Source organism: Halobaculum halobium (assembly GCF_030127145.1).
Classification (GTDB): domain Archaea; phylum Halobacteriota; class Halobacteria; order Halobacteriales; family Haloferacaceae; genus Halobaculum; species Halobaculum halobium.
On record NZ_CP126158.1, the window covers coordinates 1,495,841 to 1,521,470 of the forward strand.

Consider the following 25,630-nt stretch of genomic DNA (forward strand, 5'->3'; position numbering starts at 1 on the left):
ACCACCGGAAGCGACAGATAATGATTTCGAGGCAGTACCTCCGCGAGCACCCCGAGGAGGTTCGCGAGGGGATCGAGAACAAGGGGGTCGACGTCGATCTCGACCGGATTCTCGAACTCGACGAGGAGTGGCGCGACCTGAAGGGCCGCGGCGACACGCTGCGCCACGAGCGCAACGAGGTCTCGTCGGAGATCGGCCGGTTGAAACAGGAGGGGAAAGAGGAGGAGGCCCAGGACGCGATCGACAGGAGCCAGGACCTCAAATCGGAACTCAGCGAGATCGAAGACCGCGCCGACGAACTGGAAGCGGAACTGCACGAGGCGATGCTCCACCTGCCGCAGATCCCCGACGACGACGTGCCCGTGGGCGAGGACGAGTCCGAGAACGTCGAGCGCCGACGCGAGGGGTTCGACGACCTCCGACCCCTCCCCGAGGAGGTGACCCCGCACTACGACCTGGGCGAGGACCTGGACATCCTCGATTTCGACCGCGGGGCGAAGGTGTCGGGCGGCGGGTTCTACTTCGCGAAGGGCGAGGGCGCGATGCTGGAGCACGCGCTGATCCAGTTCTTCCTCGAGGTCCACCGCGAGCAGGGGTACACCGACGTGTTCCCGCCGATCCCGGTGAACTCGAAATCGATGGAGGGGACCGGCCAGTTCCCGAAATTCGTCGAGGACGCCTACCGCGTCGGCGACGAGAACGCCGACGAGATCGACGACGACGACCTCTGGCTCTTGCCGACGGCGGAGGTTCCGGTGACGAACATGTACCGCGACGAGATCCTGCTGGACGACGACCTCCCGATCAAACACCAGGCGTACTCGCCGAACTTCCGCCGCGAGGCCGGCGAGCACGGCACCGAGACGCGCGGGATCGTCCGCGTCCACCAGTTCAACAAGGTGGAGATGGTGAACTTCGTGCGCCCCGAGCGCAGCGAGGAGCGCTTCGAGCGCCTCGTCGAGGAGGCCGAGGAGGTGCTGCAACGCCTCGACCTCCCGTACCGCGTTCTGGAGATGTGCACCGGCGACCTGGGCTTCACGCAGGCGAAGAAGTACGACATCGAGGTGTGGGCACCCGGCGACGACATGGCCGACGGCCCCGAGCAGGGCGGTCGCTGGCTGGAGGTCTCGTCGGTGTCGAACTTCCGCGACTTCCAGGCGCGCCGCGCCGGCCTGCGGTTCCGTCCCGAGCGCCACGAGAGCGCCGAGTACCTCCACACGCTCAACGGCTCGGGCGTGGCTGTCCCGCGCGTCGTCGTGGCGATCTTGGAGTACTACCAGAACGACGACGGTACCGTCGACGTGCCCGAACCCCTCCGGCCCTACATGGGCGGCCGCGAGGTCATCGAGGGTAGCGAGAAGGTCGGCGAGAGCGCCGTCGGCGCCGGCGAGAAGGAGTAGGCGCCGGAATCCGGCGGCCGTCGCAGGCGTCCCCGTCGATCCCTAGTTGGTGTACGTCGTCAGCCGCTCGACGGCGTCGCCGCTCGCGAGGCGGAACACGTCGACGAAGCCGAACATGTCGGCGCCGTCGCCGTCGAGTAGACGTCCTCGAACCACGACCTCGGCGGGTGTGTCAGTCTCTCCGCCGCTGTCCGGGCCGCCGGAAGCGTCATCATCGTCGTCGGTTCGGACGTACACCGCGTCGAGGCGGTGTGCCGTGTCCGTCCGGGGGCGGTCCTCGCGCATGAATCGGACGAACGACTCGCGGCCCGAGAGGGTCCGGTCGGGGCGCTCGTGGACGAATTCGGGCGCGAGCAGGTCGGCGAGCGCGTCGTACTCGCCGGCGTCGACGGCGTCGTAGTACGACCGCACGGTCGCGTCGGCTGTCACGGATCGGATCCCGGGCCCGCGTGGCTTGAATCGGTCGGGGACGACGCGGTCGGCCGTCCGTTCTGAGGTGCGTGTCGGCTCGTCCACTCCGGGGCGCTTATTCGCCCGCGCGGACTCTCCCCTCGGTGTGGACCTGCACGTCCGGTACGAGGGCGACGACGACCCCGACAAGTGCACGGCCCGAAAGCTCGCGCGCTTCGATCTCGCGGAGCTCCATCGCTCGGACCGGGCGACGCCGTACGGAGTCGTGCTCAATCCCCACGCCGAGCGGGCGCTCTCGCCGGCCGACCGCGAGTCGGGCGACGGCGAGACGCTCGTCGCGCTCGACTGCTCGTGGGAGTCGGCGGGGGAAGCGATGTTCTCGCTGCCGGGCGAGCACCGCGCGCTCCCGTACCTCGTCGCCGCCAACCCGGTGAACTTCGGCCGCCCGATGCAGTTGACGACGGTGGAAGCGTTCGCCGCGGCGCTGTGGATCCTCGGCGAACCGGCGCAGGCGACGGAGGTCCTCGCGAAGTTCACCTGGGGGGAGACGTTCCTCGAACTCAACGAGGAGCCGTTGCGGCGCTACGGCGAGTGCGACGACTCGTCGGACGTCGTCGCGATCCAGCAGGAGTACCTCGACCGCTGAACGCCGGGAGCCGCTTCGACCGCACGGAGGCGTTACTCGGCAAGCGCAGCGCCGATGGCGCCGGCGATAGCCGAGTCGATTGCGAACGCGAGCGTGATCACGACCCCGAGCAGCAGGATCCCCGCGCCACCGACAAGGCCGCCGAGCGGACCGCCCCCTGCGAGTCCGAGCACGCCCCCGAGCAGCGCGAACAGGAGGGTGTAGGCGACGCCCGTCGCCGACCCCGCGAGCAGGCCGTGCCACGCGCCGTTGCCGAGGCCGCCGCCGGCGATGTAGCCCGCGACGCCGCCCCCGATGAGCCCGGCGCCGAATTGGCCGACGACCGGAATAGCGGTGCCGAACGCCGCGAGTACGAGGAACACGACCGCGCCCCACGCAACCGCACGCCAGTTGGTCATACCTCGACATAGGCGCGAGGGCGGTATCTACCTGTCGTCGGGGTCGCCGCCGGGGTCGTCATCGCCGTCGGCGGCGGCGTCGCGGTCGAACGCGGCCGCACCGTCGACGAACCGGCCTCCGGCGTCTGCGTCGGGGGCCGCGTCGTCGCCGTCGCCGCCCTGAACCGCGTACGCCGGGAGGTCCGCGGGTTCGACGTCGCCCGAGCGCAGGTCGGCGGGGTCGAGCGCTGCGAGACGGTCCGGGTCCGCGTGCTGTTCCTGCTCCGGATCCGTGTGCTGTTCCTGCTCCGGGGGCGCGTCCGCGGCGGCGGCCGTCTCGGGCTCACGGGTCGACGCGTCGTTGCCGCTGGAAGCGTCGCGTTCGCGATCGCTGTCCGATCCCTCGACGTCGTTGGCCGCTTCCTCGTTCCCTTCCCGCGCGGCCGCCAGTTGATCGGTCGTCGGGACGAACAGCCGGTCGGTCTCGGGGTCGTAGGGGCCGTCGGGGACGCCCGCGCGCGCTTCGGCGCGCAAGCCGTCGGCCGCCTCCGGTGCCGGATCCGGCGCCTTCTCGGCGTTCGCGCGGACGCGCTCGGCGTCGACGCCGCGGACGGCGGCCCACTCGTCGGGGTCGGCGCCCGCGGCGTCGACGGCCCACGCGTCGAGCGCGGCCGCCGGCGACGATCCGGACTCCAGCAGGCCGACGAGCGCCCGGAGCGCGCGCGTCTCGGCCTCGCGCCACCAGTCAGGCTTGGCGACGTAGACGGGGTAGAAGAACGGCGTGTCGCTGGCGTCGGCCAGATCGCGGGGGAACGAGACGGTGCGGTCGTGGACCTCTTGGAAGACAGTCATATTCACGGCGGCGACGGCCGCGAGCAGGTCCGGGTCCATCTCGTAGCCGGCGGCTTCGAGTTCGCCGCGTAGGTCCGCGAAGGCGAACGCGAACCACGCCGAGGCGGCGTCGTCGGCCAACAGGTGGTTCGGGGTCGAGTCGTCGCGGGCGCGGCGGTACTGCTCGACGATCCGGTCTTGGACGGCGTCGTGGAGGACTCGCAGGCCGATCCGCACGTCGTCGACGGCGAAGTCGGTGCGCTCGGCGACCTCCTCGATGTAGGCGTCGGGAACCGCCGGGCGGTGCATGTTGCGTGAGTGTGTCGGTTTCCGGGTTAAGGGTTCGTGTTCTCGCGATCGGCGCGGTCAGACGACAGCGACTCGGCGATCTCCTCGGCGAAGTACGTGAGGATCAGGTCGGCACCCGCGCGTTTCATCGAGAGGAGGGACTCGCGGGCCGTTTCCTCCAGGTCCAGCCAGCCGCGATCGGCAGCGGCGTGAAGCATCGCGTACTCGCCGGAGACGTTGTACGCCGCGACCGGGAGGTCGAACTCCTCGCGCACGTCGCGGACGATGTCGAGGTACGGGAGGCCGGGTTTCACCATGAGCACGTCGGCGCCCTCCTCGACGTCGAGGTGGGCCTCCCGGATCGCCTCGCGTCGGTTGGCGGGGTCCATCTGATAGTGCCGGCGGTCGCCGAACGCGGGCGCGCCGTCGGCGGCGTCGCGGAACGGCCCGTAGAAGGCAGATTCGTACTTCACTGCGTAGCTCATGATCGGCACCTCGGCGAACCCCGCGTCGTCCAGGCCCTGGCGGATTGCGCCGACCATGCCGTCGGTCATCGAGGAGGGCGCGACCATGTCCGCGCCGGCCTCGGCGTGAGAGGTCGCCGTGTTCCGGAGGAGATCGAGGGTCTCGTCGTTACGGACGGTGAGGGTCGGATCCTCGGCAGCGTGCTCCTCCAAGACGCCGCAGTGGCCGTGGTCGGTGTACTCACAGAGGCACACGTCGGTGATCACGTACGCGTCCGTCTCGGCGGAGATGTCTCGGACGGCGCGCTGGACGACGCCGTCGTCGGCGTACGCCCGCGAACCCGCGTCGTCTTTCGACTCAGGGATCCCGAACACCATCACCGCCTCGACGCCTGTCGCCAGCGCCTCCTCAACGCGGTCGACCGCCTCGGCGACGGGGACGCGCTCGTGGCCGGGCATCGACTCGATGGCGACGCGTTCGTCGGTCGTCGCGTCGACGAACACCGGCGCGATCAGGTCCGACGCCGAGAGGTCAGTCTCGGAGACGAGCGGCCGGACGCCGTCCGTTCGCAGGCGGCGCGGCCGGTGGGTCGGGAACATGCGTGAGCGTCGACCCGCATCGGAGGTAAAGCCGACGCTCGCGGCGCGGTCAGCCGGAGATCTTCCCGAGGGTCCGACGGCCCCTTCGGCCGCGTGAGGAATGACACAAGCCATATATCCGGAGCCGGGCAACTCGCCTCCGTGACGCTCTCGCCCCTCCAGATCGGCGCGATGCCCCCCTGGCTGGAGTCGATGCTGACCTCGGAGTACGCTTACCTCGCGCTGTTCGCCGTCTTCGTGTTGGAGGGCGCGATGCTGATGTACTTCATGCCGAGCGAACTGATCGTCCCCGGATCGCTCATCCTGTTCGGCCACTCGCCCGACACCGTCTTGCTCGTGCTCGGAATCGCGGTGCTGGGCGCCACTGTCGGCCAAGTCGCGCTGTTCACGCTCGCCCAGCGCGGCGGCCGCGAGTGGCTCCTTCGAAAGCGGTGGTTCCGCGTGAGCGAGGACAGCCTCGACCGCTTCGACGGCTGGTTCGATCGCTGGGGACCGATCGTCGTGCCCGTCTCGAACGCGCTGTTGTTCACCCGCGGAATGCTCACCGTTCCCGCCGGGCTGGCCGAGATGGACCGTCGGCGGTTCCTCGTGCTGTCTGCGCTGGGAACCCTGATCTTCGAGTCGGCGCTGGCGGGGCTGTACGTGTTCGGCGTCGATCTGCTGTGGTGACTTCCGCGTCGACCCGTTTCCGTGCGGCGCGTCCCCACGCCGACGCGGGATTTTTGAAACGAGCCCGAGACGTCCGGGTATGCCCGGTCCCGTCTTTCTCGCCGGCGAGCGCGTCGCGCTCAGGACCGTCGAGGCCGAGGACGAGCTGTTCCTCCACGAGCACCGCAATCGCGCGTCTTTCCGCGACCCGCTCGGCGAGTTCGAACCGCTGACCGCCGAGGACGTGGCGGAATACCGCGAGGAGGTCGTCCGGGGAGACGACGGCGTCACGCTCATCGTCTGTGTCGACGGCGACCCGGTCGGGCTGTGCTTCCTGTTCCGCGAAGACGCCCGTCGCGGCGTCGCTGAGATCGGCTACTGGCTCGTCCCCGACGCCGAGGGGAACGGTTACGCGACGGAAGCGGGCGGCCTCCTGTGCGACCACGCCTTCGACGAGCGGGGACTCCACCGACTCACCGCGCGGGTGTACGAGGGGAACGAGGCGTCGAGCGCGGTACTCGACCGCCTCGGCTTCGTCAAGGAGGGACGGCTCCGGGAGGACGCCGTCCGCGGCGGCGAGCGACGCGACGCGCTCCGCTACGGGCTACTGGCGCGCGAATGGCACGGCGAGGGCGAGTGAACGGGCACACAGCGGAGCCGACCAGCGGGCGGACGGGGCCCGGTTACGACTCGCGGTCGGTCTGTGTCACGTCGACCTGCTCTCGGAGCGCCTCGAGCCCCTCGCTCTCGGCGAGCTCCTCGACACGGTCGCGGAAGTGCGACTCACAGAGCCCGACCGTGACGCCGTCGCGCTCGACGCCGTACGCCGCATCCCGATCGCAGTAGTGACACTGCATACCCGATCGAGCGGCTCGCTCGTATTTAACCCCGCGCCTCCGGGGGGCGTTCGTTCCGTCGACAGGCAGCCGGCGTTCGACTCGGCTCGTGGTCACGCGTCCGGCAGACACTCCCTGACCGCGGCCCACCGCTGTGCGTCGAGACCGGCGACCGCGAGTTCCTCACCGTGAGCGTCCGTTCCCCCCGTCAACAGTAGATCGTGCTCGCTCGCCAGCGACTCCACCGCGACCGAATCGTCGTCGACGCCGTCGCCGTACGGGTAGAAGCGCTCGACCGCGCCGAGGTCGTACTCGACGCAGAGGTCGAGCGCGGTCGCCGGATCGTCGTACCGGAACGGGTGCGCCAGCCCGACGACGGCGCAGGCCCCCTGGAGGAGGTCGACGCCGCGCTCGACGGGGGTGACGGCGCGAGGGACATAGCACGGACCGTCGTTGCCGATCAGGTCCCCGAAGGCCCCCTCGTAGTCGTAGTCCGCGTCGCTCTCGTCGATGGCGCGGGCGATGTGCGGCCGGCCCAGCCCGGCCCGCGGCTCGACGCCCAGGTCGACGCCGAGACGCTCCTCGACGCGTTCGATGATCCGCCGACCGCGCTCGCGACGGTCCGCCTGTAATCGGTCGCACTCGGCGCGCAGGTCCGGGTCGTCGCCGACGCCGTACCCGAGGAGGTCGACGCGCTCGCCGTCGGGCCCGGTGTCGACGCGCAGCTCGATGCCGCGGACGACGGTCACCCCGCCACGCTCGACGACGGGGGCGTCGAGGTCGGGGTGGATCCGGTCGTGGTCGGTGACGGCGACCGCGTCGAGGCCCGCCTCGCGCGCCGTCGCGACCAGCGAGTCGAGCGTGAACGTCCCGTCGGAGACAGTCGTATGCGCGTGGAGGTCCGCGACGATCATTACCGTCTTGCGGGTTCGCAGACGGGAAGGGCGTTCCGGTCGGCCGTACGTCCCGTCAACCGCGCATCGCGGCTCCACCGGTCGCGTCGCCACCGGCGCGACGCCGCGCCATGAAAGGACATTATAATACGTTATACACTACCGTTGCCACGAAGGTCGTACATGGACAATCGTTACATACTCGGGCCCCATCCGAGTAGTTGATGCGCCTGAACGGCACGGAAGACGACCTATCCGCCCACGAGTACCCCGCGACGAGCGGTGAACTCATCGACGCGTACGGCGACACTCATATCGAACTGCAGGACGGGAGCGAGACGATTGGCGCGGTACTCGGTCGTCTGGGTTCCGAGACGTTCCACTCCGCTGACGACGTGTGGATGACCCTCCGCGGTGGCGTCGGCCACGAGGCCGTCGGCCGGCGCTTCTACAGCGACCGCGACGCGCCGACGGTCGGCGAGGACGGGCCGGACCCCGTCTCGTTCTGATCGGCTTCGCGCGGCTGCTCGCCGCCGCCGCGCACCCGTTGACACTGCCATGCCGCGGCCCCGGTCCGGCTCAGTCACCCGCGCTCCGGGGCCGCACCGCCTATTGAGAACGCGAGCTCAGACCCATTCCAGCGCCGCGTCGAGCTCCAACGGCACGCTTCCCTTGCTGTACGCCTCCGTCCGCCCGTCTGGCCGAGAGCGGAACACGACGGCCGGTCGGTGCCCCACGTCGGGGCGTTCGCCGCGGACGGCGAACCAGTCGTCGTCCGGGAACGACGAGCAGTCGACGAACAGCGTGATCCCGCCGCCGTGGGCCTCCAGTTGCCCGCTCGTCTTCGTCTGGACGGTGTCGCGCACGGCCGCCGAGGGTGTCCCCGCCGAGCGCTTGTTTGGCGCGACCGGACGGGTCACTTCCACCAGCGTCGAGGTGCCGTCGTCCCGGGTCGCGCGGAAGTCGATCACGTGGTCGGTCGACACCTCGATCTCCGGCTCGATGTCGTAGCCGGCGTGTACCAGCAGGCGCGCCACGTCGAACTCGCCCATCGTCGCCGTCATGCGGGTGAGGTCGAGGTACTCGCTGGTACCGAGCTTGCTCGCCATCTCCTCGCGCTCGTCGTCGAGCACGCCCGTCGCGAGGAACTGCTCGTAAAACCCCAGCGCGTCGAACCGGTCTGCGTCCGGGAAGCCGGCCGCGTGCTCACGGAAGAACTCGCGGGTCGTCTCCGCCCCGTCCTTCGAGCACAACACCGGGAGAAAGTACCACGCGAGGTGCGGGAAGTCCTCGAGCCAGGGGTCCTCCTCGTACAGCACGGCCGTCAGTTCGCGTTCGGCCCACTGGGTCACCGGAAACGGCACATCCGCGAGCGCGTACTTCTCCGTTCGCCACAACGAGGACGGCGTCTCCGTGTTCCCCAGCCAGTAGGCGCCGGCGCCGCCGCCGACGCCCGCCGGTCCCTCGCCGTCGTCCGTCCAACAGAACAGTGCGAGGCTCCCGTCGTCCATGTCGAAGCGGCGTGCCTCGTACCCCGCCGGCGGTGCGAACCACGGGTCGCGTTCGGTCGCCCCGAGATTGGCGTCGAGCGGTCGGTAGAGGTCGTCGCGGACCCGGGGCGCCGACCACGAACCGGGTGCGTATCTGAACCGTAGGGGACGTGCCACACCGGATCTGGTCGGGCGGTCAATTTGAACCCACCGCTCGGTGTCGCCGCCGGGCGCGTATCAGATGGCGTCAGGTTACAGTAGGGTACCGGTATCGTGACCCCGCTGTGGCGTCGCGTGGCCAAACTTACCCACGGTCCGTGTGAACTTGCCCCACGATTTATGGTGGTGTACTCATAGGATGGACATATGGGCATGGGAAACTACGACGAAGCAGAGCACGAGCGTCGCGAGCAGAAGACCCAGGTCGACGGTGACTTCGCCGAGGAGCGAAGCGAGTACCGCGGGAGAGTCACCTACGACACCGGCGACTCCACCGAGGACCTGCTCGACCAATTCAAGTCGATCAAAGGAGACTGATTCCGGCCCGTCCGCTGTACGGCGTCGTGGCCCGCTCCGTCCTATTCCTTCGTTAGCGACAGCGCGATCGCCGCCCCCGACACGACGGTGACGGCGACGACGTGACCGAGTACCGCGAACAGCAGTATCGGCCGGTCCGCGACGAACGGGACCAGCGCGAGTTGGACGAACGCGAACCCGACGTTGAGCGCGTCCAGGCGACGAAATCGGAGCCTGGTCCCGGGACCACACTCCAGGCGAAGCTCGCGGTACAGCGAGACGACCGCCGTCCACCAGGAGGTGCCGATCCGGTAACACAGGTCCCACACCACCACCAGCGCGAGGTAGACGGCCGGCACCGGCGGTTGGTCGCCGAACAGTTCCGTGACGATCGACTCTCCCGCCGGCGCCACCGAACCCGGGAGCAGGCGGGCGACGACCGCCGCTACGCCGCCGGTGGCCGGGTCGACGACGAACAGGTGCGTGATCACTCCCGCGAACGCCAGCACCGCGAGCACCACCTCGATACTCGATCCGAACAGCAGCCGGTAGTACGTCGGCGACACGGCCAGGGTCCGGTTCTCGTCGCCGAGCGTGAGCATGAGGAGGCTCCCGACGGCGGCGACGCCGACCGCGGCAGTGCCCGCCGGGACGGCGTCCCACAGGCCGTACACCGCAGCGAGCGCGAGGATACCCGCTTCGAAGACGACGACCTGGAGGGCGATGGCGACGGGAGCAGAGAGGGCCGCTCCCGGCACCGCGCCGACGATGCTCTCGTACACCCACGCGTCGCCGAAGTCGGCGCGCGCCGGCGGGGCATCCTCCGGTGTTCCGTCGGCGAACGCTTCGTCTTCCCCGGTCGGCTCGCTCACGTGGGCACCCCGGGACCGGCCGACCGGACGGCTGCCGTTTCGCTCCTGTCGGCGATCTCGTGGCCGTCGGCGTCCGTCTCGCGATCGGAGTCCGCCGGCCGTCGATGAACCGGATCAGTCGGGGGGTCGGTCCGGTCGTCTCGCCGGTCGAGCGCGGCGCGGAGGGCCTCGTCGAACGGCGTGAGGTCGACCGGAACCAGCTCGCGGATCGACTCGTCCTCGACGACGACCGGCGTGCGCAGGCCGTCGACGAGCGGATCGACCATCCCCTTGGGTACGTCGGTGACGAGGGTGACCCACCGCGAGGAGAGGCGTGGCGTGAGCACCGGAGCCGGGATCACGAACAACCGTCCGCCCAGTGCCCTCCGGGTCCGGCTGAGCAGCTCCCCGTAGGTGAGCACGTCCGGCCCGCCGATGTCGTAGGTCCCGCCGGCGGTCGCCGGGGTGTCGAGCACGCCGACCAGATACTCGATCACGTCGTCGACGAAGATGGGCTGGCACTCAGTTCGGACCCATCGGGGGGTGATCATCACGGGGAGTCGAGCGGCGAGCTGGCGGATGATCTCGAAGCTTGCGGAGCCGTCTCCGATGATCACCGCCGCCCGAAGCGTCGTGAGATCGTACTCGCCGCTCGCGAGGATCCGTCCGACCTCGCGGCGCGATCGGAGGTGCTCCGAAAGCTCCTCCTCCCCCTCGTCGCCGAGCCCGCCGAGGTACACCACCCGGTCGAGGCCGCCCTCGTCGGCGGCGGCGCGGAACGCCTCGGCCGCTCGGCGGTCGGTCTCGATGAAGTCGTCGCTCTCGCCCATCGAGTGGACGAGGTAGTACGCCGCCTCGCAGTCGAGCGCGGCGAGCCACTGCCCCAGCGGCTGGGCGGTCGTCTCCCCGGGGCCGGTGGCCAGGCGGACGTCGCCCGAGGCGAGGAGGTCTCCCTCGAGGACTCGAACGCCCGTCGCGGGACCGCCGGCGGTCGGTCGGTCGGCGTCGCCGCCCCCGACTCGTCGCCGTCGCCCACGCTACCGGCGGCCGTCTCGTACCGTTCCGCGTCGCGAACGAGGACGACCACCTCGTGGCCGGCCGCTCGCAGCGCGGGGACGAGACGACTTCCGACGAACCCGGTCGCTCCGGTCACGAGTACGCGCATACAGTCCCCCTGTCGGCGGATCCCGATAACGGTTGGTCTCCGCGCGATCACCCGTCCCAGTCGGTCGTCGCGGGCGCCCCGCGGTCGACCTCCACGCTGTCGGGGGCCGGCGCGTCGGCGACGCGGTCGCCGGGGTCCTCCGCGGCGGCGCGCCACTCCTCGGCGGCGGCACCGATCCACGAGTCGGCCGCGAGCACCCGGTCGCGGACGCGCTCGTAGTGCTCGTCGTTCACCGCGGCCGTCCCCGGCGCCGACGCGGCCGCGCAGGCGACGAACTCCGCCCGGTCGGCGGCGACGCCCTCGCCCGCGACGAGTCGTCCGACGGCGCCGTCGAGCGCGTCCGGGTCGTGGTGGAGGAACACCGTCGAGCCGAGCGCGCCGCGGCTCAGCGGCGGCGCCGGGAGGTCCGCGGGGACCGCGTCGTCGACGAGGCGCTCGCCGGGCTCGCCGTGAACGCGCTCGACGCGCTCACACTCGGTCTCGGCGTCGAGTTCGAGGTTATGTCCGGGGTAGGTCCGACACCGGTCCGGGTACCGGTCGCTGTCGTGGATCCGGCACTTCAGCGTGGACGGGTCGAGGAAGGCGCACGCCTCGAGCCAGACGCGATCGCCGTCGAACGGCGCCACCGGCTTCGGGAGTTTTCGGATTCCGACGAGGAACGCCGGTCGCCCGCCGACCCCGGCGACCTCGTGGCCGTCGACGACCGCCGTTCGGTCGCCGTCGGCGGCGAACAGCCGCGGGACGAGCGCGTCCCCGAGTCCCGCCTCGACGAACCCGCGGATCTCGTCTCGCGAGAGCGCGACGAGGTGGTACGCGTCGTCGAGCGCGCGGTAGCGCCCCTCGCGCTCGCGGTCGTCGGGCGCGCCCAGCGGCCGCCAGTCGAGACAGCACCCGGCGCAGCCCTCGCAGTTCACGTCCATGCCAGCCCTAGTCGACAGCGGCTCCGGGCAAGAAGCTGTCCCCGGTCGGACACGGCGGCGACGCGGCCACGACCGAGAACGCCGGAGGGCCGCGCCGGCGCCGGAGCCGCGGGCTTATCGCCGCGGCCCCCCGAACGGGGACATGAGCACACAGCGCTGCGACGGCTGCGATCGGCGCGTCCGTCTCGGCGGGGGGATCGGCGACTTCTGGTCGTTCGAGACGGGCAGCACCGACGGCCTGACGCTGGAGTTGGCAGACGGCTCCGAGTACTTCCTGTGTTACGACTGCATCGACGCGCTTCCCGACGACGAGGAGGTCACCCGCGCGCACGTCGAAGCGCTTCCGGACGCGAGCGACGACGACTGACGGGACGGCGCGGACAGCCGAGCACCCGCCGGGTTCCGCCCGGTCGCCGGGGTTCCGCCATCCGACACCCTTAGGCCCGCCGCCACGGTCTCTTCGACCGAACGTGGACCCCTCCCGAATTCGATCGGAGTTTCCCGCGCCCTCCTTTCGCGGCGCTCAGAAACAGGCGCTGGAGGACATCGCCGACTCGTTCGCCGACGGCAACCGCGTCGTCCTCGTGCGCGCGCCGACCGGCAGCGGGAAGTCGCTGCTTGCGCGGGCGATCGCGGGGTCGGCCCGCACCGTCGAGGAGGCGAGCCCCTCGGAGGCGACCGGCGCGTACTACACGACGCCGCAGGTGTCCCAACTGGACGACGTGTCAGAGGACGACCTGCTCGACGACCTGAACGTGATCCGCGGGAAGTCCAACTACACCTGCATCCTCCCCGGCGAGGAGGACACCCCGGTGAACCGCGCGCCGTGTGCCCGCCAGCGGGGGTACGACTGCTCGGTGCAACACCGCTGTCCGTACTACTCTGACCGCGCGATCGCCTCCAACCGGCCGATCGCCGCGATGACGCTGGCGTACTTCATGCAGACGGCCGGGTCGGACGTGTTCCGGAAGCGCGACGTGGTCGTTGTCGACGAGGCTCACGGCCTCGCGGAGTGGGCGGAAATGTACGCGACGATCGAGCTGTCGCCACAGACGGTCCCCGTGTGGGACGACGTGGGCGTCCCCGACGTGCACAACGACGAGGTCGGCCCCCTCGAACGCACCGCCCGGTTCGCGAAGGCGCTGCTGGGCGTCTGTTCGGACGAGAAGGACGAACTGCTCCGGCAGGGCGACCTGAGCCCAGAAGAGGCCGCGCGGCGCGACCGCCTTCAGGAGCTGATCTCCGATCTGAAGTGGTTCCTGGAGGACTACCGGGACAGCCAGTCGGCGACGACCTGGGTCGTCGACCAGCCCGACGGCGAGGGCGGCGCGCTGACCATCAAACCGCTCGATCCCGAGAAGTACCTGAAACACACCGTCTGGGACCGCGGGAACCGCTTCGCGCTGCTGTCGGCGACCATCCTCAGCAAGGAGTCGTTCTGCCGCGGCGTCGGCCTCGATCCCGAGGAGGTCGCCCTCGTTGACGTGGAACACACCTTCCCCGTCGAGAACCGGCCGCTGTTCGACACCACGCAGGGGAAGATGACATACGAGCACCGCGAGGAGACGCTCCCGAAGGTCGCGCGGCTGTGCCTGCGGCTGATGGCGCGCCACCCCGACGAGAAGGGGCTGATCCACGCCCACAGCTACGCCATCGCGCGACAACTGGCCGAGCGGTTCGACCAGTTCGGCGTCAGCGCCCGCGTCCGCCGTCACGACAGCGACGACCGCGACGCCCAACTGGAGGCGTGGAAGGCCAGCGGGGACCCGGAGGTGTTCGTCTCGGTGAAGATGGAGGAGGCGCTCGACTTGAGAGGGGACCTGTGCCGCTGGCAGGTGCTGTGCAAGGCGCCGTACCTCAACACCGGCGACTCGCGCGTCGCCGCGCGCCTGGAGGACGGCCAGTGGGCGTGGTACCACCGCGCCGCCCTCAGGACGGTGATCCAGGCGTGCGGCCGGGTCGTCCGCGCGCCCGACGACCACGGCGCGACGTATCTCGCCGACTCCAGCCTGCTGGACCTCTTTGAACGGGCCGAGGCCGACACCCCGCCCTGGTTCCGCGACCAGATCGATCGGATGTCGACGCCGGATCTCCCCGAGTTCGACCCGGAGGCGGCGATGGCGGGGATGGACGCCGACCCCGGGCCGAGTTCCGGCGCGGGCCACGGCGTCGGCCGCGGGCGGTCGAGCGCGGGTGGGACCGGGAAGAGTCGGTCCACCAAGGGCTTCAGCGGGGGTCCGGCGGCTCGCGCCGATCGACCGGTGGTTCGGGCGGCGGCGGACGCAGCAGCGGGCGCGACGGGAGCAGCGCCGGCAACGAGGATGGGTCCGGGGACCGCGACGGCGACGAGGACGATCCGATGGCGGACCACCCGCTGTCGGACGTGTGGGGAGAGTAGTCCCCCCTTCGAGAGCCGGCGGACTGTGAGTACGTCCTTATACTACGTAGTCGGAAAGCCGCACGCCGTCGAGGATATCATGACATATTATCTCACGAAGGATTATGTATTCCTTTGTAGTATCGGGAGCCATGACGATCCACGGTGTCGACACCGCCCTGACGCTGTTCAAGGCCGGAACGCTCACGCGAACGCAGGCCGCCCGTAAGGCGGGCGTCGACCTCAATCGCTTCGACGAGCTGTGTGCGAAACGCGGCATCCCGACTGGCAGCTCGGTCGCCGGTCCGAGCGGCCTCTCCGGGATCAACGCCGACTGAGCGACGGAGTCCCCGTTTCCTCGTTCCCGGTCGCTCCCCCCAGCAGAACACTCAAGCGCCAGCCGCGCGCGTCACGGCCCGTGAGCTACACCGTCGAGACGGCGACGGTCTCGTACTGCCCCTCCTGCGGCGCGTCGCTCAACGCACGCAAGACACACGAGGGCGAGCGTCCGTACTGCCCCGACTGCGATCTGACGCTGTACCGGAACCCGGTCCCGATGGCCCGCGCGACGGTCGTCGACCGCGACGCGGCGCTGCTGATCGAGATGGGCGAAGGGAGAGACGAAGGGGCGTGGGCGCTCCCGGGCGGACACTGCCTCCACGACGAACCGCCGCGGGCGACGGCCGCGCGGGAACTGGCCGAGGAGACGGGGCTGGCGGTCGACCCGTCGGACCTCACGCTCATCGGCGACGGTCACCTCTCGTTTCCCGATGGCGCGCCGATGGTGTCGTTCAACTACGCTGCTGCGACCGCCGACGCGACGGGAACGGTCGCGGCAGCCGACGACGCCGCAGACGCACGATTCTGGACGCGCACCGAGATCGAGGAGTCGCCGCCGTTGCTGCGGGCGTCCGGGACGAAGCAGGTGCTCGACGCGATAGCGCGGTTCAGAACGGACGGGTGAGCGGCGCTTACTCGGCCGGATCGGCGGGGTCGCTCCCGGTTTCCGCGGCGTCCGCGGCGTCGCCACCCGACGGCACCACGTACAGTCCCGCGTCGGTCTTCACCGCCTCGACGGTCTCGTCGTCCTCGTCGATGCTCGGCGGACGCGCGACTGTCACCGCCTCGTACGTCTCGGGGTCGAGCACCTGCACCGCGTTGTCGTCCTCGACGGCGACGACGGTCGTCTCGACGGCGTCGTCCGCCTCGCCAACCTTCTCGGCGTCTGGCGTCTCGCCCTCCTCGAAGCGGGCCTCGTACGGCTCGCCGGTGGCGATGCGGATCCCCTTGAGGTTCCCCTGAACCGACCGCACGAGCACAGGCCCGTCGCCGTCGTCGGGGTCGATCACGTCGCCGGGGCGGAACTTCGGCAGGCGGACCGCGAAGGTGACGCGGTACACCTCGTTGCCGTCGCCGTCCTCGGTGACCAGCGTCGGTGCCTCCGAGTAGCTTCCCCCCAACTCCTCGGTGATCTGGGTCGCGACGGCCTTCCCGAGCTTGTTGGTGGAGAGCTTCACGTCCTTCCCCTCCGGCTGGTCGATCACCTCGGTGACGAACGACTCCCGGTCGCCGTCCTCCTCGCGCTCGGCGACGAGCGACTCGGCGATCTCGACGGCCTTCGACTGCTCGGCCGAGTCGGGGACGCGGTCGCGCCCGCGGATCTGCACCTCCGCGGCGTAGCTCCCGCCCGAGATGCGCCCGCAGCGGTCGCAGGTCCCGCGGCTGATCTTCACCGGGACGACGACCTCCGCTTCGACGTGGGTCCCGCGGACGACCCCCGCGAACGTGCAGTGCATCCGGATCGTGTTCTGGTCGACCTGCTCGGGGTCGACGCCCCACTGGATCTGCTCGGCCTTCAGGTGGACCGCCAGCGCCTCCGACACCTCGTCGACGGCCACGTCGGTGTAGTCGCGGGCGCCGACGTCGACCCAGCGGTTGCCGCGGTGGACCGCCCCGCAGTGCGAGCAGACGGTCACCTCGACGCGGTCGGGCGCGTCGACCAGTTCGAAGTCCTCGAAGTAGCAGGCGTCACAGAGCACGCGGTCTCGCTCGCGCGGCTCGCCCGGGAGCGGTTCCGCGCGCTCGGGCACCGGGTCGCCGCAGCGCGGGCAGAAGTCCCGCGTGTCGCGTGTCTCGCTCATTGTCCCTCGTACTCGGCAGAGCCGGTTAAGCGGCGCGACTGACCGCCTGCGTGTGGACGCGACTCGTCCGTGAAACCGGATCCTCGGACGCCGTCACTCCGACTCGTAGGTCGACTCCCACTCCGGGGCCGCCTCCGAACCGGTCTCCGCCTCCGGTTCAAGCATCTCGGCGACGGAGTCGAGCCCGAGCAACTCCCGCTCGTCGTCGTCGAACTCCAGCGAGTCCAGCGCCGCGGAGTCCTGCACATCAGACCCCGAGAGCTGTTGACCGTAGCGACCGAGCAGGCTCGTCAGCTCCTGCGGGATCACGAAGGTGGTGGACTCGCCCTGGCCGATCGACGCCAGGGTCTCCATACCCTTGTCGACGATGGCGCGCTCGCCCATCGACTCGGCCGACCGAGCGCGCAGCACGGTCGAGATGGCGTCGCCCTGCGCCTCCAGCACCGATGCGACTTTCTCGCCTTGCGCGGAGAGGACGTTCGCCGTCCGCTCGCCCTCGGCGGCCTCGACGGCCGCGCGGCGCTCGCCCTGCGCCTCCAGGATCATGGCGCGGCGGCGGCGCTCGGCGGAGGTCTGCTCCTCCATGGCGTCGACGACGCCCCGGGTCGGGAGCACTTCCTTCACCTCGACCATCTCGACGTCGACGCCCCAGTCGTCGGTCGGCCCCTGGAGGCTCTTTCGGATGCGCCGGTTGATCTCGTCGCGCCGCGAGAGCGTCTCGTCGAGTTCCATGTCGCCGATGACCGCCCGGAGAGACGTCTGTGCCAGCAGCGCGGTCGCACGGCGGTAGTTTTCGACGTTGAGGAACGACCGCTTGGCGTCGACGACGCGCACGTAGACGACCGCGTCGGCGGTCACCGGCGAGTTGTCGCGGGTGATCGCCTCCTGGGTCGGCACGTCGATCGTCTGGACGCGCTTGTCGAACCGGTAGGTCCTGGAGACGAACGGGGGGATCAGGTGGATCCCAGGGTCGAGGAGCCCGCGGTAGGAGCCGAGCACCGTGAGCGCGCGCTGCTCGTAGGCCTGCACGATCTCGACAGTCGAGAGCAGCGTGACCAGCGCCAGGACGAGCGCCGTCCCCCCGACCGCGTACATCGTCGGGAGGAGAGCCCACGCGAGGAGGGCGAGCGCGACGCCGAGGCCGATCTGGAATCGACCGTCGTCGGGGAGCAGGTCCGGGAGGCCGACCTCGCCGGCGCTCATGCGACCCAGCGTTCGAAAGAACCGACCGCCGGCGTCGTTCATGCCCCGATTTGGACGACAGGCTATTTACAGGTTTCGCGGGACCGAACGGTTTCGGGTCGACGCCGGCGATCGGAGAAGCGATCGAAACCGGCGATCGGAGAAGCGATCGAAACCGGCGATCGGAGAAGCGATCGAAACCGGCGATCGGAGAAGGATTCGACGCGGGAGACACGCGACTTCAGCGGGGTGCGAGGTACCGCCCGTCGTCGACGCGGGGGTCGTCGCCGTCGTCCTCGGGAGACGGAGTCGGGGTCGCGGTGCCGTCGTCGGGCGGGCCGTTGCCGTTCTCGCGGCCGTCGCCGTCGGCACCATCCCTGTCGCTGCTGTCACCGGCGTCTGTCCCGCTCGATCCGTCCGCGGCGGCGTCGCCGTCGTTCGCGTTCCCGCGATCGTCCGCGGCGTCACTCGTCTCACCCGGAGTGCCCGATTGGCCCGCGTCGTCGGTCCCGTTCTCGTCGGCCTCGCCGGCGTCCGTCGTTCGGTTCCCGTTGCCGCGGTCGCCGGCCCCGTCGTCGTCGGCCTCGCCGTTCTCGCCCCCTGACTCGCTCCGGTTCGCGTTCCCGCGATCGTCGTCGGGGGGACCGGCGGCACCCTCGCCGCGGTCGTCGGCGTCGCCGTCATCGTCGACCGGTCCGGCGTCCTCGGGCGGACCTGACTCGTTGTCGCCGGGCGGACCCGCGTCCTCGGGCGGACCTGACTCGTTGTCGCCGGGCGGCCCCGCGTCCGCAGGCGGACCCGCGTCCTCGGGCGGACCTGACTCGTTGTCGCCGGGCGGCCCCGCGTCCGCAGGCGGACCCGCGTCCTCGGGCGGCCCCGGGTCGCCGGCGAGTCCGTTGCCGGTGTCGGCGCCGCCGATCCCGCGTGCCGCCTCAGCGACCTCCCCGCCGCCCATCTCCGAAGCGTTCCGACGAAGTTCGTCGATCGCGGAGGCGTTCACGCCGCGCTCACGCAGGCTCTCCTCGGGGATTCCCTCCGCTGCCGCGGCGGTGGCGTTCAGGCGGTGTTCGAGCGTGCGGATCTGCGCGCCGATGCGCGCGAGCCTGGATCGGTACTCGCCACGGGTGATCTCGCCCGATTGGTACCGCTGCTCCAGCGTCTCGCGGCGCTCGCGAAGCGTCGAGAGCTGTTGACGGGCGTTCTCGGTCTCTCCGGCGACGACCGCCGCCTTCGAGGCGTTCGACTCCGCACCGGCCAGGCGCCGGTCGAGCGATCGCTGGGCGACTTCGCCCTCGACTTCCGCTCCCTGCACCCCGACGACGCCGGCGAACGTCGCCCCCGGCTGCTCCCCAGACGATTCCTGGGCGAACGCGGCCGTCGCGGGAATTCCCGCCACGACGAGCATCGCGACCGCCAGGAGCACAGTCGTCCGACTCATACCTCCGACATGGACACCCACCTACTAATACCGTCCACTCACTCACGTCGGATTTACCGCGCTTAAGCGACGTTAAGTCCGCGTCGTCGTCCGGTTTCTCGAAGAGCGAGGCGAGCCGTCAGGCGTCCGACCCGTCGTCGCCGTGGGTCGGGTCGCCCGGGTGGGGATCGTCGTCAGCCTCCGGGATGCGGAGGACGTTCTCCCGACCGAGTCGGAAGCTCTCGATGTCACCGTCGTCACGCAGGTCGCCGACGACCTGGCTGGTCCGGGCGGCGCTCCACCCGAGTTCCTCGGTCACGTCCGCCTGTTTCATCCGCCCGCCGTTGTCCGTCACGAGGCGCGTCACCCGCTCGTGCGGGCTGAGAAGTTCCTCCGGCGGAGTCGTGGCGTCTCCATCGCCGTCACCGTGTTCGGAGTCCGAATCGGTGCCGGCCGCGGCCGAACCGCCGGAGTCCGGGCCGTCTCCACCGGGGCCGCCGGCGTCGGCGACAGCGCCGTCCGTCGTCTCTCCGGCGGTCTGTCCGGGGCCGGCCGAGCCGCCCTCGCCCGCCGCGGTGCCGGCACCCTCGTCGCCCGCGAGCGGACCGCGGTCGTCGCCGGTGCCGATCGGGAGATCGCCGCGGCGGCGGAGGAGGACGGCGCCGACGATGCCCAGCAGCACGACCGCCGCGGCCGCGAGGTAGACGGGGCGAATCGGCAGCGCTGACGCCGGAGCGAGCACCACTTGCGGCTGATCCGGACCGAAGTTTCGCTCGCCGCGCCACGTCGCGGCCGTCTCCGAGCGCTCGTCGGCCGCCGGCGACACCGTCCGCGCGTCGTACGCCTCGGGCCACGCGATCGTGAGGACGGTCCCCGAGTCGAGGTACAGACCGGCTAACGAGTCGCCGGCGACGACGCGCTGGCCCTGGGTCCCGGCGAAGCCCTCCCAGGCGAACGTGTAGGCGACGACGCCGTAGTCGGTGCTGGTCGGGAACGGGTTGCGCTGGGCGGTCACCGAGAAGTTCGAAGCGGCCATCTCCCGGCCGGTGGCGTTCTCGGCGGCCGCGACGGTCGTGGCCATCCGACCCTCGAAGCGGGCGACGTACGCGGACGTGTTCTCGCGGATGTCCGACTGGAGGCTCTCGAACGCCGCGGTCGTGTTCTCGTCGCTCAACTCGATCCGGTAGGCGATCCGCCACTGTGCGTCGCCGTCGGGTTGGATCTCCGCCCGGAGGACGACGGTGTCGGCAGCGATGTCGCCGGTCTGTGCGAAGCCGGCGCCGAGGTCGCGCGGAGACGATCCCGGCGGCCTGAGCCGAGCGGGGTCGCCATCGGTTGGGGCCGGCGTGGCGGAGTCGGCGGAACTGACGAACCCAGAGAGATCGGCAGCGCCGGGCCCCGTCGCGGCCGCGACCGCCGGAGCGACGCCGGCGAGCGCGAGAACGATGGCGAGCGCGATGGCCGCGGCGGGGCGTCGCATACCCGTCCTCACCGCAGGGGCGCCCAAAACGGTTTTCGTCGGCGGCGAGTCACTCCGTGATATGGCTCTGGACGTGGAGGATCTGCTGAAGATCGTGTTGCTGCTCGTGATAGTCTGGCTGATCGTCGAGATCGTCACCGGGGTGCTCGGGTTCGCACTCGGGCTGATCGCCGGCCCCCTGAAGGGCGTCATCGGACTCGTCATCGTCGTGCTCATCGTGCTGTGGCTGACCGACAACCTCTGAGCCGGTGTACAGCGTCAACGTCCCCGTTCCGTGGTCGGTGCAGCGCCTCGCGGCGTCGCTCGAGCCCGCACTCACCGGCTTCGCGTCGATCCGCGACAGACACACGCTCGTGGTGAAGCGCCTCGACGGCCGCGACCTGAACGATCTCCACCGGATCCGCGAGCGACTGCGGCCCGCGCTGCGAGGCGTCGCTCCGTTCGAGGTGCGCGTCACCGGCGTCGACGCGTTCGAGGCTCCGCCTTTGGGGGACGCGCCGGTCGTCTATCTCGCGGTCGAGGCGGTGCCCCAAGGCGCCGGCGACAGCGGCGACGACGGCGGCGACGCCGATCCGGCCCCGCTGCGAGCGATACACGACCGACTCGTCCGGGAGTTCGGCGCGGTTTCGGGGCTGGAGGAGGCGGACTACGTCCCGCACGTCACGCTCGCACGGGGATGGGAGGGAGCGGGCGACCCAGCCGATGCCGTCTCGCGCTTGCGCGAGCGCGACCTCGAGGCGGTGCGCTGGACGGTCGACGAACTGGGCGTCTGGACGCGCGAGTACAAGGAGATCGCCGCGCGGGTGCCGCTTCGGGGGTGAGCTGAGGGCTGCCTCGCCTCGGTGGCCCGCCTCAGCGCTCGGACAGTCGGAGCGGCATCGGGTGGCCGGGGTGCATCGTCAGCGACCCGCGCAGGTCCAGCTCCGACCCCTCGTAATCGAAGTCGAACGCGCGGCCCACGGTCGCGAGAATCAGCTTCGCCTCCAACAGCGAGAACTGCTTGCCGATGCAGTGGCGCGGTCCGGCACCGAACGGGAAGTACGCGAACCGTTCCCGCTCGCTCGCCCGGTCCGGGGCCCATCGGTCCGGATCGAACGCCAGCGGGTCGTCGTACCAGCGCTCCGAGCGGTGGATCACCCACTGGGGAAGCATGAGCAACGAGCCCTCCGGGATCCGGTAGCCGGCGATCCGCGTGTCGACCTTCGACTCGCGGAACAGGGTGTAGACGGGCGGGTACAGCCGCATCGCCTCCGAGAGCACGCGGTCGGTGAACGGCAGGTCGCGGAGGTCGTCCGCGGTCGGGGCGCCGTCTAGGGCGTCGACCTCCGCCTGGAACCGCGCCTTCGCGTCGGGATGTTGCGAGAGCAGGTAGAACGTGTAGGTGAGCGCGAGCGCGGTCGTGTCGTGGCCCGCTAACAGCATCGTCATCAGTTCGTCGCGCAGGTCTCCCTCGGTCTGTTCGCCCCGGTTCTGCGCCCGCAGGAGGATCGAGAGGAGGTCCATCGGCATCGGGGAGTCGACGGCGTCGCCCGCGGGATCGGACGCGGTCTCCTCGGTGCCGCGTCGGCGCGCGACGAGGTCGTCGATGACGCCCTCCAGCGTCGCGACGGCGTCGTCGAACTGGCGGTTCTCCCGGGTCGGGGCCCAGTTCGGGATCACCGCACGCATCGGGTTCGGCTCGAAGCGCTGCCCGAGCGGTTCGAGATTCTCTTGGACGGTCTTCACCGTCTCTTCGCCGATGTCGGTCCCGAACATCGCGGTGACGATGATGCGGACGGTGAGGCGCGCGAGTTCGAGTTGCACGTCGATCCGGTCGCCGGCTTCCCATCCCGAGAGGGCATCCTCAGTGTGGCCGACGACGGCGTCGTCGAGCCCGGCGATGCGGCGGGCGTGAAAGGCGGGGTTCGCGAGGTCTCGCTGCTGTCGCCAGCGGTCGCCCTCGCTCATGAGCAGGCCGTCGCCGAGCAGGTCGTCGACGGCGTCGTCGAGATTCGGCTTTCCGAACGCCGCCCAGTCGGACACGAGCACGCGCTCGACGTCGCGGGGGTTCGTGAGCATGTACGTCTCTCGCGGGCCCAAATCCAGGCGGATCACGTCGCCGTAGGCGTCCGCGACAGCGGTCATGAACGCGAAGGGGTCGCGGGAGTAGCGCCGGCCGTTGCCGAGCAGGGGCTCGCCGCGGGGGCCCGGCGGTCGTGTACTCATGCACAGAGACAGGGGAGCGAGCCGGAAATACTCTCGGGCGCGCGCGAGCGCGCGACGAGAAGCCGAGTGCACCTGCCGCCCCGCTTCGGACGAACCTGCCGCCCCGCTCAGTCGTCGGCCGCCGCCAGCGCCTCCGTCTCCTCGTCTTCGCCCGCCTGCCGGGCCCACAGGGCCGCGTAGTCGCCGTCCGCGTCGACCAACTCGTCGTGTGAGCCCTGCTCGATGACGCGGCCGTCCTCCATGACGACGACGCGGTCGGCGTCGCGGATGGTCGACAGCCGGTGGGCGATGACGAACGCCGTCCGGTCGGCGATGAGACGGCGGAGGCTGCGCTGGATCAGTTCCTCCGTCTCGGTGTCGACGTCGGAGGTCGCCTCGTCGAGGACGATGATCTCCGGGTCGTTCAGGAGGGCGCGCGCGATGGCGATGCGCTGGCGCTGGCCGCCCGAGAGCTTGACTCCGCGCTCGCCGATCTGAGTGTCGTAGCCGTCCGGGAGGTCCGTGATGAACTCGTGGGCCTCGGCGGCCTTCGCGGCCTCGACGATGCGCTCGCTCGGAGCCTCGTCGACCGCGCCCGCGTCGCCGTCGCTGGCGACGGCGCCATCGCCCGCGTCGCCGTCGAGCGCCGAGAGGTCGCCGTAGCCGATGTTCTCGGCGGCGGTACCCGAGAACATGTAGGGGTTCTGCTCGACGATGCCGACGTGTTCGCGAAGGGCGGTGAGGTCGTACTCGCGCACGTCGACGCCGTCGATCCGGACGGCTCCGGAATCCACGTCGTACAGCCGGGAGATGAGCTTCAACAGCGTCGACTTCCCGGCGCCCGTCGTCCCCGCGAGACCGATCGTCTCGCCCGGCTCCACGTCCAGATCGATCCCGGAGATGACCTCCTCGTCGTCGGTGTAGCCGAAGCGCACGTCGTCGAAGGCGACGCGGCCCTCGACCGACTCGGGGACGTGCGCGTTCTCCGGGGAGGTCACGTCGGGGTCGTGCCCGAGCAGGCCGAATACGCGCTCGGCGCTGGACTTGGCGAGCTGGTACTTGTTCGCCGTCTTGCCCACGCGGCGCATCGGCGAGTAGAGCCGGCGCAAGAGGAGGAAAAACAGCGCGACCGAGCCGGCGGTAAGCGTCGCCGGGTCGGTGTTGCCGAGGCCGTAGCGGATGATGTCGCTGCCGGCGATCCAGAGGATGGCGACGAAGACGACGCCCGTGAGCAGGCGCAGTCCGGAGAAGAACGCCCGCCGCGCCTTGATCGCCTCGACCTTCTCGTCGTGGTACCGCTCGCTTTGGGCGGCGACGCGGTCCAGCTCGAACTCGTGGCGGTTGAACGCCTTGATCACGCGGGCGCCGCCGATGTTGTTCTCCAGCCGGGAGTTGAGCCGGGAGACCGTCTCGCGGATGCCGCGGTATTTCGGCTCGATCCACGTGAGAAACCGGCCCGAGGCCAGCCCGATGATCGGCACCGGCGCCAGCGCGACCAGCGCGAGTTTCGGCGAGTAGGTGTACATGATCGCCGCGATGCCGCCGACGGTCGCGACGACGCGGATCCCCTGCCGGATCTCGGTGTTGAGGAACTGCTCCAGGCGGTTCACGTCCTGATTCAGCACGGACATCATCGCGCCCGTCTGGTGGTCCGCGAAGAAGCCGAGCGAGAGGTGCTGCATGTGGTCGTAGGTGTCGTTTCGGAGGTCGCGCTGGACCTTCTGGGCGGTCGACTGGAACAGGTACCGCGAGGCGAAGCGCGTCACCGACCGGATCAGATACGCCAGCGCCGCGATGACGACGAGCCGTTGGAGAAACGCTATCCGAGCCGCCTCGCCCGTGATCGTGTTCGTCGGGAGCAGTCCCGCCTGCGCGAGGAGGCCGGGTTCGCCGCTCCCGAGGATGACGCGGTCGATGGCCGCCGCCACCAGCAGCGAGGGGAGCAGGCGGGCGAGCCGCGTGACTATCGCCGCCACCAGTCCGATCGACAGCCGCGGCCAGTACGGCACGCAGTACCGGAGCAGTCCGGACATCGGGTTGCCGTCCACGGACTCGCGGATCGACGAGAAGTCGCCGTGGTCGTCGTCGTCGCTCATTACGATTCGAAACACGCCGGCGACACAAAGGGCCACGGGACCCGGCACGTCGCGTCCGGGGGGCGCTACTCGTCTAACAGCCGCGTCTGATCGATCGGGATCGCCGCGAGCCCGCCCGCGTTGGTGCCGTTGTTGGAGTAGGCGTACAGCACGACGCCGGCCTCCACGTCGACGGCGCGTTTGAGCGTCCCGTTGAAGTCGTCGTCGCGGAACTGGGCGCCGACGAGCTTCGAGAGGACGTCTTCGTTCCCGTCGGCTTCGCCGCCATCACGCCCGGCGTCGGAGTCGGCGGTGCCGGCGATCGGCTCGAACGACGGTCCCTCGGCGTCCGCATCGGCGTCGACATCGTCGTCGCTCATGTCGGTGTCGCGATCGAACAGACCCATACAGACGAGGACTCGCGGTCGTGTGAAAAAC

Annotated in this window: 27 protein-coding genes and 2 pseudogenes; 12 read left to right on the forward strand and 17 right to left on the reverse strand. The window is 70.4% G+C overall.

What is annotated here, in order from left to right; genetic code table 11:
- Positions 1-20 precede the first annotated feature (20 nt).
- Positions 21-1,400, forward strand: coding sequence for a serine--tRNA ligase (gene serS, locus P0Y41_RS07860; protein ID WP_284060827.1), 1,380 nt, complete (start codon positions 21-23; stop codon positions 1,398-1,400).
- A gap of 42 nt (positions 1,401-1,442) precedes the next feature.
- Here serS and P0Y41_RS07865 read toward each other — a convergent pair whose 3' ends face one another.
- A complete protein-coding gene (locus P0Y41_RS07865) occupies positions 1,443-1,829 on the reverse strand; it encodes a nuclear transport factor 2 family protein (protein WP_284060828.1) in 387 nt (128 codons plus the stop codon).
- Positions 1,830-1,956: 127 nt separating this feature from the next.
- On the opposite strand from P0Y41_RS07865, the gene P0Y41_RS07870 reads away from it, so the two are divergent.
- Entirely contained in the window at positions 1,957-2,457 is a 501-nt protein-coding gene (locus P0Y41_RS07870) for a DUF367 family protein (protein WP_284060829.1), read from the forward strand.
- Between the two features lie 32 nt (positions 2,458-2,489).
- Here P0Y41_RS07870 and P0Y41_RS07875 read toward each other — a convergent pair whose 3' ends face one another.
- The 3 genes from P0Y41_RS07875 to hemB are packed head-to-tail and all read right to left on the reverse strand — an operon-like array spanning position 2,490 to position 5,017.
- Positions 2,490-2,855, reverse strand: a complete 366-nt coding sequence (locus tag P0Y41_RS07875; protein WP_284060830.1) for a DUF5518 domain-containing protein — start codon at positions 2,853-2,855, stop codon at positions 2,490-2,492.
- Between the two features lie 27 nt (positions 2,856-2,882).
- Positions 2,883-3,974, reverse strand: a complete 1,092-nt coding sequence (locus P0Y41_RS07880) for a hypothetical protein (RefSeq protein ID WP_284060831.1) — start codon at positions 3,972-3,974, stop codon at positions 2,883-2,885.
- Between the two features lie 26 nt (positions 3,975-4,000).
- Positions 4,001-5,017, reverse strand: coding sequence for a porphobilinogen synthase (gene hemB, locus P0Y41_RS07885; RefSeq protein WP_284060832.1), 1,017 nt, complete (start codon positions 5,015-5,017; stop codon positions 4,001-4,003).
- Positions 5,018-5,188: 171 nt separating this feature from the next.
- On the opposite strand from hemB, the gene P0Y41_RS07890 reads away from it, so the two are divergent.
- Positions 5,189-5,686 (forward strand): DedA family protein, encoded by a 498-nt coding sequence (locus P0Y41_RS07890; protein ID WP_284063374.1) that lies wholly within the window; start codon positions 5,189-5,191, stop codon positions 5,684-5,686.
- 79 nt (positions 5,687-5,765) lie between these two features.
- On the forward strand, positions 5,766-6,305 hold the full coding sequence (locus P0Y41_RS07895; RefSeq protein ID WP_284060833.1) for a GNAT family N-acetyltransferase: 540 nt from the start codon (positions 5,766-5,768) through the stop codon (positions 6,303-6,305).
- 43 nt (positions 6,306-6,348) lie between these two features.
- Here the strand turns inward: P0Y41_RS07895 and P0Y41_RS07900 are convergent, their stop codons facing one another.
- Positions 6,349-6,522: a DUF6757 family protein gene (locus P0Y41_RS07900; RefSeq protein ID WP_284060834.1), complete on the reverse strand. Its 174-nt coding sequence runs from the start codon at positions 6,520-6,522 to the stop codon at positions 6,349-6,351.
- A 92-nt stretch (positions 6,523-6,614) separates the two neighbouring features.
- The gene (locus tag P0Y41_RS07905; RefSeq protein WP_284060835.1) at positions 6,615-7,415 is read right to left on the reverse strand and encodes a PHP domain-containing protein; all 801 of its coding nucleotides are present in this window, start codon (positions 7,413-7,415) and stop codon (positions 6,615-6,617) included.
- A gap of 203 nt (positions 7,416-7,618) precedes the next feature.
- Between P0Y41_RS07905 and P0Y41_RS07910 the strand changes: the two genes are divergently transcribed.
- Positions 7,619-7,903, forward strand: coding sequence for a DUF5789 family protein (locus tag P0Y41_RS07910; protein ID WP_284060836.1), 285 nt, complete (start codon positions 7,619-7,621; stop codon positions 7,901-7,903).
- Positions 7,904-8,020: 117 nt separating this feature from the next.
- Here the strand turns inward: P0Y41_RS07910 and P0Y41_RS07915 are convergent, their stop codons facing one another.
- Entirely contained in the window at positions 8,021-9,061 is a 1,041-nt protein-coding gene (locus P0Y41_RS07915; protein ID WP_284060837.1) for a DUF5784 family protein, read from the reverse strand.
- A 195-nt stretch (positions 9,062-9,256) separates the two neighbouring features.
- On the opposite strand from P0Y41_RS07915, the gene P0Y41_RS07920 reads away from it, so the two are divergent.
- Positions 9,257-9,421, forward strand: coding sequence for a DUF5786 family protein (locus P0Y41_RS07920; protein WP_284063375.1), 165 nt, complete (start codon positions 9,257-9,259; stop codon positions 9,419-9,421).
- Between the two features lie 41 nt (positions 9,422-9,462).
- Here P0Y41_RS07920 and P0Y41_RS07925 read toward each other — a convergent pair whose 3' ends face one another.
- From P0Y41_RS07925 to P0Y41_RS07935, 3 genes and pseudogenes are all read right to left on the reverse strand, one after another.
- Entirely contained in the window at positions 9,463-10,272 is an 810-nt protein-coding gene (locus tag P0Y41_RS07925; RefSeq protein WP_390215084.1) for a DUF7530 family protein, read from the reverse strand.
- A pseudogene (locus tag P0Y41_RS07930) lies at positions 10,269-11,416 on the reverse strand (NAD-dependent epimerase/dehydratase family protein). The gene P0Y41_RS07925 and the pseudogene P0Y41_RS07930 overlap by 4 nt, the downstream one beginning before the upstream one ends.
- A gap of 47 nt (positions 11,417-11,463) precedes the next feature.
- The gene (locus P0Y41_RS07935) at positions 11,464-12,336 is read right to left on the reverse strand and encodes a YkgJ family cysteine cluster protein (RefSeq protein ID WP_284060838.1); all 873 of its coding nucleotides are present in this window, start codon (positions 12,334-12,336) and stop codon (positions 11,464-11,466) included.
- A 142-nt stretch (positions 12,337-12,478) separates the two neighbouring features.
- Here P0Y41_RS07935 and P0Y41_RS07940 point away from each other — a divergent pair, with 142 nt between their 5' ends.
- The 4 genes and pseudogenes from P0Y41_RS07940 (at position 12,479) to P0Y41_RS07955 (ending at position 15,677) form a co-directional block, all read left to right on the forward strand.
- Positions 12,479-12,703, forward strand: coding sequence for a DUF7561 family protein (locus P0Y41_RS07940; protein ID WP_284060839.1), 225 nt, complete (start codon positions 12,479-12,481; stop codon positions 12,701-12,703).
- Positions 12,704-12,806: 103 nt separating this feature from the next.
- Positions 12,807-14,734, forward strand: a pseudogene (locus tag P0Y41_RS07945) (helicase C-terminal domain-containing protein).
- A gap of 131 nt (positions 14,735-14,865) precedes the next feature.
- Positions 14,866-15,051 carry a DUF7317 family protein gene (locus P0Y41_RS07950; protein WP_284060841.1) on the forward strand — a complete coding sequence of 62 codons (186 nt, stop codon included), beginning with the start codon at positions 14,866-14,868 and terminating at the stop codon, positions 15,049-15,051.
- Positions 15,052-15,131: 80 nt separating this feature from the next.
- Positions 15,132-15,677: an NUDIX domain-containing protein gene (locus P0Y41_RS07955; RefSeq protein ID WP_284060842.1), complete on the forward strand. Its 546-nt coding sequence runs from the start codon at positions 15,132-15,134 to the stop codon at positions 15,675-15,677.
- A 7-nt stretch (positions 15,678-15,684) separates the two neighbouring features.
- Here P0Y41_RS07955 and P0Y41_RS07960 read toward each other — a convergent pair whose 3' ends face one another.
- The 4 genes from P0Y41_RS07960 to P0Y41_RS07975 all read right to left on the reverse strand — a co-directional run bounded on the left by P0Y41_RS07960 (position 15,685) and on the right by P0Y41_RS07975 (position 20,933).
- Positions 15,685-16,854, reverse strand: coding sequence for a 60S ribosomal export protein NMD3 (locus tag P0Y41_RS07960; RefSeq protein WP_284060843.1), 1,170 nt, complete (start codon positions 16,852-16,854; stop codon positions 15,685-15,687).
- A 93-nt stretch (positions 16,855-16,947) separates the two neighbouring features.
- Positions 16,948-17,949, reverse strand: coding sequence for an SPFH domain-containing protein (locus P0Y41_RS07965; RefSeq protein ID WP_284063377.1), 1,002 nt, complete (start codon positions 17,947-17,949; stop codon positions 16,948-16,950).
- A 328-nt stretch (positions 17,950-18,277) separates the two neighbouring features.
- Complete coding sequence (locus P0Y41_RS07970) at positions 18,278-19,474, reverse strand: DUF7096 domain-containing protein (protein ID WP_284060844.1); 1,197 nt, start codon at positions 19,472-19,474, stop codon at positions 18,278-18,280.
- Positions 19,475-19,592: 118 nt separating this feature from the next.
- Positions 19,593-20,933, reverse strand: coding sequence for a helix-turn-helix transcriptional regulator (locus P0Y41_RS07975; protein ID WP_284060845.1), 1,341 nt, complete (start codon positions 20,931-20,933; stop codon positions 19,593-19,595).
- Between the two features lie 61 nt (positions 20,934-20,994).
- Between P0Y41_RS07975 and P0Y41_RS07980 the strand changes: the two genes are divergently transcribed.
- Both P0Y41_RS07980 and P0Y41_RS07985 read left to right on the forward strand, forming a co-directional pair.
- Entirely contained in the window at positions 20,995-21,177 is a 183-nt protein-coding gene (locus P0Y41_RS07980) for a DUF7554 family protein (protein ID WP_284060846.1), read from the forward strand.
- Positions 21,178-21,181: 4 nt separating this feature from the next.
- Complete coding sequence (locus tag P0Y41_RS07985) at positions 21,182-21,754, forward strand: 2'-5' RNA ligase family protein (protein ID WP_284060847.1); 573 nt, start codon at positions 21,182-21,184, stop codon at positions 21,752-21,754.
- Positions 21,755-21,785: 31 nt separating this feature from the next.
- Here P0Y41_RS07985 and P0Y41_RS07990 read toward each other — a convergent pair whose 3' ends face one another.
- The 3 genes from P0Y41_RS07990 to P0Y41_RS08000 all read right to left on the reverse strand — a co-directional run bounded on the left by P0Y41_RS07990 (position 21,786) and on the right by P0Y41_RS08000 (position 25,599).
- A complete protein-coding gene (locus P0Y41_RS07990; RefSeq protein WP_284060848.1) occupies positions 21,786-23,138 on the reverse strand; it encodes a cytochrome P450 in 1,353 nt (450 codons plus the stop codon).
- A 107-nt stretch (positions 23,139-23,245) separates the two neighbouring features.
- Complete coding sequence (locus tag P0Y41_RS07995) at positions 23,246-25,213, reverse strand: ABC transporter ATP-binding protein (RefSeq protein ID WP_284060849.1); 1,968 nt, start codon at positions 25,211-25,213, stop codon at positions 23,246-23,248.
- 65 nt (positions 25,214-25,278) lie between these two features.
- Positions 25,279-25,599, reverse strand: a complete 321-nt coding sequence (locus P0Y41_RS08000; RefSeq protein ID WP_284060850.1) for a hypothetical protein — start codon at positions 25,597-25,599, stop codon at positions 25,279-25,281.
- Positions 25,600-25,630: the final 31 nt, after the last annotated feature.